The sequence below is a fragment of the Providencia sp. PROV261 genome, assembly GCF_028477945.1.
GTDB lineage: Bacteria > Pseudomonadota > Gammaproteobacteria > Enterobacterales > Enterobacteriaceae > Providencia > Providencia stuartii.
In genome coordinates this window covers 50,697-56,696 of record NZ_JAMPMC010000029.1, presented here as the reverse complement: position 1 = coordinate 56,696, position 6,000 = coordinate 50,697, and the positions used below count along the sequence as shown (strand labels likewise).

The following is a 6,000-nucleotide window of genomic DNA, read 5'->3' as shown; positions in this document are numbered from 1 at the left end:
CACGGGGATTTTCAATCCCCTGCTCTACCGACTGAGCTATCCGGGCAACGAGGCGTATTAAACCTGATTTCACAGTTGGAGTCAAGGAACATTCGAAAAACTTTATTTCGTATGCGCTTTTTTTCAACAGGTTAGCTGATTATTGAACAGTAAGGCTAATAAAAAGACGATAAAATAAAAAACACTCGCCAGTTATATACTGAAACGAGTGCTTTTTGTACTAATATTAATCGCCTTTAGAGACGGTAATTCTTCTGAGCCTTATCGACTTTTATCAGATAATTACGCGATTCGGCAGCAGGATGCTTTGTTGATAGCGTTTGATAAACTTCGCCAGGGGCGAGCTGATTGATCTTCTGTGCAGCCACTTTTTTATCGCTGTGGAAGACTCTAAGGACGCTACCAGCACCACCGTTATAAGCGGTTATTACGGCATAACGGCGTGACACTGGGTTTTGAATATCACCTAAATAGCTATTTTGTAAAATTGCCAAATAAGCAGTTCCCGTATCAATATTTTTTTCCGGATCGAAAAGGTAACTACGGCTCGGAACCCCTGACTTACCTTGCGAACGGAAAACATCTTTACCCGCGGTATTTGGCATGATTTGCATCAAGCCTAACGCATCGGAACGACTTACCGCGTAGGGGTTAAAGCTCGATTCGATTTGCATAATGGCTAAAATAAGTGACTCATCAACCCCATATTTAGCCGATGCCTTCCTGATAAAAGGAAGGTACTTATGAGCGCGTTTATCAAGGTGGTTAGGAACCAGTTGCATGGTCACAGACCAAATGACATTCATACCTGATTGCCGGCGCTGCAACTTATTATTAACAAGGTATTCAGCGTATTTATTTGCGCGCCATTCCCAACGAATGGGTTCACCTGTGTTATCTAATACCTGCCCAAATAGAAAAGGCTCTTGGCTGTGAGGTATATCATTAATATCAGAATACAAATCGATAGAATTTGGGTCATCACCCATTAATAGGGTAGTGATGATAGCCTTTTTCAAATGTTCTGAAGGCTCTACGGCGGAGATGGTTTCTACTGTAATCGTCCCAGCATCAAAGTTGATATGACTACGGGTACGATACTCATCGGTATACTTAACATAATCTTTAGGGCCTGCAATGAGAACTTCTTTGATCCCCCAGATATTTTCGATATTGTGGGCAAATTGCCCCATAAGGATATCGAACCCATTGGTGTCTTTCACATAGTTAGGATTAAAATCAGACTCTTTATTGCTGGAGCAGGAGATAAGAAGAGGCACCAGCAGCGTTAAGGCTAACAGTTTTTTCATACATTCCACAGTATTCAAGCTCATGGTCTACCTAAGATAGGTAGACCAATCAATTATTTTTCAGGTGTGTAGCCGTCGATATGAATATCGTGTCCCTCAAATAGGAACTTAACCATTTCTTGCTCTAGCATTTTACGGTCATCAGGGTTCATGGTATTGAGCTTTTTCTCATTAATTAGCATGGTTTGTTTTGCCATCCACTGACCCCAAGCCTCTTTCGAAATCTCATTAAAAATGCGCTTTCCTAGCTCACCCGGATAGAGCTGAAAATCTTGCCCCTCAGCGTCACGTTGTAAAAAAGTACAAAAAATTGTTCTACTCATTATTTTTTCCTCAGAATATCAGGCGGCACGGCAAGCTGTTGAAGTAAGCTTTCAACCGGCGCAGCGAGGCCGATTGTTGCACCGAGATTTAAGTTATACCAAAGTCCTTTACCTTCATCCATGGCTGAAGTAAATGCCTGAATATTAACTTTAACAGGAATAATATCCAGATGAAAATGGCTGAATGTGTGGCGAAACGCAATTAATTGTTCTGGCGTATCATGTTGAATACCGGATTGAGAAAGCCACGCATTCATTTGCTCTTGGGTTTCAAATTGAGGGAAGGCAAATAGCCCTCCCCAAATACCTGAAGGTGGTCGCTGTTCAAGCCAAACATGATCGCCTTGCTGCATAATTAGAAACCAAGCTGTCTTTTCAGGGATCTTTTGTTTCGGCTTTTTACCGGGGTAATCCTGCCATGAGTGGTTAGCATAGGCTATGCAACCTAAATGCAGGGGGCAAAGTTCGCATTTCGGTTTACTACGGGTGCATACCATAGCACCTAAATCCATCATAGCCTGATTAAAGAACTGGACGCCTTCTTTAGGGGTAACCTCAGTACTGATATCCCATAAGCGATTTTCGACCTCTTTTTTCCCCGGCCATCCTTCGACGGCATAGCAGCGAGCGAGCACGCGTTTAACATTACCATCTAATATTGGATAGTGCTGTTGTTGTGATAACGACAAAATAGCGCCTGCTGTAGAGCGACCAACACCAGGAAGGGCCACAACATCATCGAATGTAGTTGGAAACTGCCCATTGAAACGTTCTGCTATGACTTTTGCGGCCTTATGCAAATTGCGAGCGCGTGCGTAATAGCCCAGCCCCGTCCATAGATGTAATACTTCATCTAAGGGGGCATTCGCGAGGTCTTTTACATCGGGAAAACGGCGAATAAATTTTTCGAAATAGGGGATAACCGTACTGACTTGAGTTTGTTGTAGCATGACTTCCGAGAGCCAGACATGGTATGACGTTTTTTCTTTTTGCCACGGCAAAGTTTTCCGGCCATATTGGTGATACCAATTAAGCACGGCGAGCGAAAATTGTTGAGCTTCCATTGAGTATATTATTTTTATCGGTAATTCTATTAAAATCAGAGATAGTCAGGATTGCAACATAGACCGGACAAGCTGTAAACCGCTTATTGTGTGCTGGAGTGTAAAGTTATCCAATTTTCACCTGCAACCTTGGATGAGTTTTGATAAACTCCCTGCACTTTCATGTGAAGTTTGTATTATTAATCGTTTTACTAACTTGTTGAAAATAGTCGGCAAGGGTAGTCATTTTCGCTTATTTACTTGATTAGGCAATCAATTCGTAGAATTTTTATATTATGATCAATAACGTCATCTCCCCAGAATATAATGAAGAAGGGCGGGTTATGCGCCGCGTTCGCAGCTTTGTCCGTCGTCAAGGACGTTTGACGCAACGCCAAGAAGATGCGCTACAAAGTGAATGGGCAACGATGGGGATCGATTTTGTTGCACAGCCTTTAGATTTTGCCGCAATTTTTAATAACCAAAATCCTGTTGTACTTGAGATAGGGTTTGGTATGGGGGCCTCTTTAGTCACAATGGCCTCACAAAATCCTGAAAAAAACTTTCTAGGGATTGAAGTCCATGCGCCTGGTGTTGGAGCATGCCTTGCTTCCGCAAAAGAAGAAAATGTGACAAATTTACGTGTCATGTGTCATGACGCAATTGAAGTGTTGGACCGTATGATCCCCGATGAAAGTTTATCTATGGTTCAGCTATTTTTCCCAGATCCATGGCATAAGGCAAAACATAACAAGCGCCGTATTGTGCAAGGGCCTTTTGCCGATAAAATTCGCGCTAAACTGGTGAAGGGCGGTGTTTTTCATATGGCGACGGATTGGGAGCCATATGCGGAACATATGTTGGAAGTGATGAGCCATGCAGATGGGTATAAAAACTTATCTGCATCAGGGGATTATGTACCTCGGCCTGAAACACGACCTGAAACAAAATTTGAAAAACGCGGCCAGCGGTTGGGGCACGGTGTATGGGATTTAATGTTTGAGAGGACAAAATAATGGCTAAGCAACAACGCAGTCGTCGTTTACGTAAAAAACTACGTATTGATGAATTCCAAGAGTTAGGGTTCATTGTAAAATGGAGCTTTGAAGAAGGTACGCCTATCGAAGAAGTCGATCGTACCGTTGATGCATTGATTGCTGAAGCAATTGAACCTAATGGCTTAGCGTTTGAAGCAAGTGGTTATATGAGCTGGGAAGGTATTGTTTGCCTGCAAAAAATCGGTAAATGTACTGAAGAACACCGTACCATTGTCGAAAACTGGCTAAAATCAAAAGGCATGAAAGATATCGTTGTTTCAGAGCTATTTGATGTTTGGTGGGAATAATTTCTTAAGTCGGTAATCGATTTATTGGGTTTCTTATTTGTTTTACGAACTCTAATGGTCATTACGACCAAAGGCATCCTTTTAGGATGCCTTTGTTTTCTGGAGTGAAGTACAGTGAGCCGTCTATTTTCTAATCAACTACTGAACGATATCTTAGACCAAGTACGGCCTTTAATTGGTCAAGGCGCGGTCGCAGATTATATTCCTGCTCTCGCGAATGTCCCTCCTCATCAATTGGGGATTGCGGTGCATACTGCTGACGGTGAAATTTTTATGGCGGGAGATGCTCAGACACGTTTTTCTATCCAATCAATTTCAAAAGTACTGAGCCTGACTTTAGCGATGACGCGTTATGAAGAAGATGAAATTTGGCGACGCGTCGGGAAAGAGCCATCAGGATTACCATTTAACTCCTTGATCCAACTTGAAATGGAAAAAGGTATTCCGCGTAACCCTTTTATTAATGCGGGAGCGATTGTGATTACAGATATGCTGCAATCACGTTTAAGTGCGCCCAAGCAACGCATGCTAGAGTTTGTCCGAAAACTTGCTTGCGAGCCAGATATTAGCTACGACATTGCGGTTGCGCGTTCGGAACTTGAACATGCCAGCCGTAATGCCGCCATTGCCTTTTTGATGAAATCATTTGGTAATTTTGAGAATAATGTCCTTACAGTTCTAGAAACTTACTTTCATTATTGTTCTCTAAGTATGAACTGTGTAGAGCTGGCACGCTGCTTCTCTTACTTAACATCACAAGGGATGTCATCTTGCTCTATCGACCCTATTATTACGCCACTACAGTCGCGGCAAATTAATGCCTTAATGATGACTTGTGGGATGTATGATGGTTCTGGTGAATTTGCCTTTCGTATTGGCATGCCAGGGAAATCGGGTGTTGGTGGTGGGATCGTTTGTGTCGTACCGAACCAATTTTCTGTTGCGGTATGGGCACCTGAATTAGATTCGGCGGGGAACTCGCTGGTGGGTTGCGCAGCTCTTGAATTATTATCAAAACGCATTGGTCGTTCGGTGTTTTAGATATCATCAATCGGTAAAACGATCTAATAGGAGTTACTATGTTACGCCGTACTTTAATTGTTCTTTCTTTATTGGCTAGTGCAGGCACTCAGGCCGCAGATTATAAATGTTCAGTGACGCCTAAAGACGATATCTTTCTGACCCCAGCAAGTGTTCAAGTGGTTGGGCGCAGTGGCGACTTGAATATTACGCCTAATGGTGATGTGACTCTTAATGGCAAAAAAATTGAGGTAACCGAGCAGCAAAGGCAGCAAGCTGTTCGTTACCAAGCCGCTATCCGTAATGATATTCCATGGATCAAATTGGAAACCCAAAATAAATTATCGGCCTCGAAAAATACCCTTGATAAAGTGGTGATCCGAGTAATCGGTAATGATAGCAATGTACGTAAACGCTTAACAAAGTTAGAAAGTGACCTTAATGGTCAGATCAATCAAGTCATAGAGACACGCCCTGATGGTTATGCTTTCCATCACCAAGCAATGAGCAAAGTTGAAACGCAAGGGCGTCAATTGGTCAATGAGAGTCTAGGTGGCATATTACAGGACAGTATTAATGAAATGGGGCGTAAGCAACTGCTCTCTGGCGGTGATAGCAGTAAAGCGCTGCAAGGTCTTTTAGGGAATTTAGGTGGGCTTCAGCAAGACCTCGAAGCTGAGTGGAAAAAACAAGAAAATAGCTTCCAACAGTTTGGTCAACAAGTGTGTGGTAAAGTGACTTCCCTTGAACAGCAACGTATTTCATTAATGAATTCACTGAAGTAAGAGATATTCTCTTCTTTTTTAAGAGGCAGAGGCCTATTTTGGGCTCTGCCTCTTTGTTATTTAGCACAGCAAAAATGTGATGTTTTTATCAATAATAATCAAAATGAAATTGATTCTTATTTGATTGACTTATTAATGGCTCACTCTAGAATGCAAGTTTGGTTTAGTGACTAA

7 protein-coding genes are annotated in these 6,000 nt (G+C 42.3%); 4 read left to right on the top strand and 3 right to left on the bottom strand.

The window, feature by feature from the left end; all coding sequences use genetic code 11:
• Positions 1 to 236: 236 nt before the first annotated feature.
• From mltC to mutY, 3 genes are read right to left on the bottom strand one after another with little or no spacing between them, the layout of a single operon-like run.
• On the bottom strand, positions 237 to 1,310 hold the full coding sequence (gene mltC / locus PR675_RS15595) for a membrane-bound lytic murein transglycosylase MltC (RefSeq protein ID WP_004923287.1): 1,074 nt from the start codon (positions 1,308 to 1,310) through the stop codon (positions 237 to 239).
• A gap of 53 nt (positions 1,311 to 1,363) precedes the next feature.
• A complete protein-coding gene (locus PR675_RS15590; protein WP_004923284.1) occupies positions 1,364 to 1,633 on the bottom strand; it encodes an oxidative damage protection protein in 270 nt (89 codons plus the stop codon).
• Entirely contained in the window at positions 1,633 to 2,697 is a 1,065-nt protein-coding gene (gene mutY, locus PR675_RS15585) for an A/G-specific adenine glycosylase (RefSeq protein ID WP_036941561.1), read from the bottom strand. The genes PR675_RS15590 and mutY overlap by 1 nt, the downstream gene beginning before the upstream one ends.
• A 275-nt stretch (positions 2,698 to 2,972) precedes the next feature.
• Here mutY and trmB point away from each other — a divergent pair, with 275 nt between their 5' ends.
• The 4 genes from trmB to PR675_RS15565 all read left to right on the top strand — a co-directional run bounded on the left by trmB (position 2,973) and on the right by PR675_RS15565 (position 5,826).
• A complete protein-coding gene (gene trmB / locus PR675_RS15580) occupies positions 2,973 to 3,692 on the top strand; it encodes a tRNA (guanosine(46)-N7)-methyltransferase TrmB (RefSeq protein WP_004923278.1) in 720 nt (239 codons plus the stop codon).
• Positions 3,692 to 4,021 (top strand): YggL family protein, encoded by a 330-nt coding sequence (locus PR675_RS15575; protein ID WP_004923275.1) that lies wholly within the window; start codon positions 3,692 to 3,694, stop codon positions 4,019 to 4,021. Before trmB ends, PR675_RS15575 begins: the two co-directional genes overlap by 1 nt.
• Positions 4,022 to 4,135: 114 nt before the next feature.
• Entirely contained in the window at positions 4,136 to 5,062 is a 927-nt protein-coding gene (gene glsB, locus PR675_RS15570; protein ID WP_004923272.1) for a glutaminase B, read from the top strand.
• Positions 5,063 to 5,100: 38 nt separating this feature from the next.
• Positions 5,101 to 5,826 (top strand): DUF2884 family protein, encoded by a 726-nt coding sequence (locus PR675_RS15565; protein ID WP_014656683.1) that lies wholly within the window; start codon positions 5,101 to 5,103, stop codon positions 5,824 to 5,826.
• Positions 5,827 to 6,000 lie beyond the last annotated feature (174 nt).

Coding starts and splice junctions, on each gene's coding strand:
- PR675_RS15565 (WP_014656683.1), top strand. CDS start 5,101: ATGTTACGCCGTACTTTAATTGTTCTTTCTTTATTGGCTAGTGCAGGC.
- mutY (WP_036941561.1), bottom strand. CDS start 2,697: ATGGAAGCTCAACAATTTTCGCTCGCCGTGCTTAATTGGTATCACCAA.
- PR675_RS15590 (WP_004923284.1), bottom strand. CDS start 1,633: ATGAGTAGAACAATTTTTTGTACTTTTTTACAACGTGACGCTGAGGGG.
- trmB (WP_004923278.1), top strand. CDS start 2,973: ATGATCAATAACGTCATCTCCCCAGAATATAATGAAGAAGGGCGGGTT.
- PR675_RS15575 (WP_004923275.1), top strand. CDS start 3,692: ATGGCTAAGCAACAACGCAGTCGTCGTTTACGTAAAAAACTACGTATT.
- mltC (WP_004923287.1), bottom strand. CDS start 1,310: ATGAAAAAACTGTTAGCCTTAACGCTGCTGGTGCCTCTTCTTATCTCC.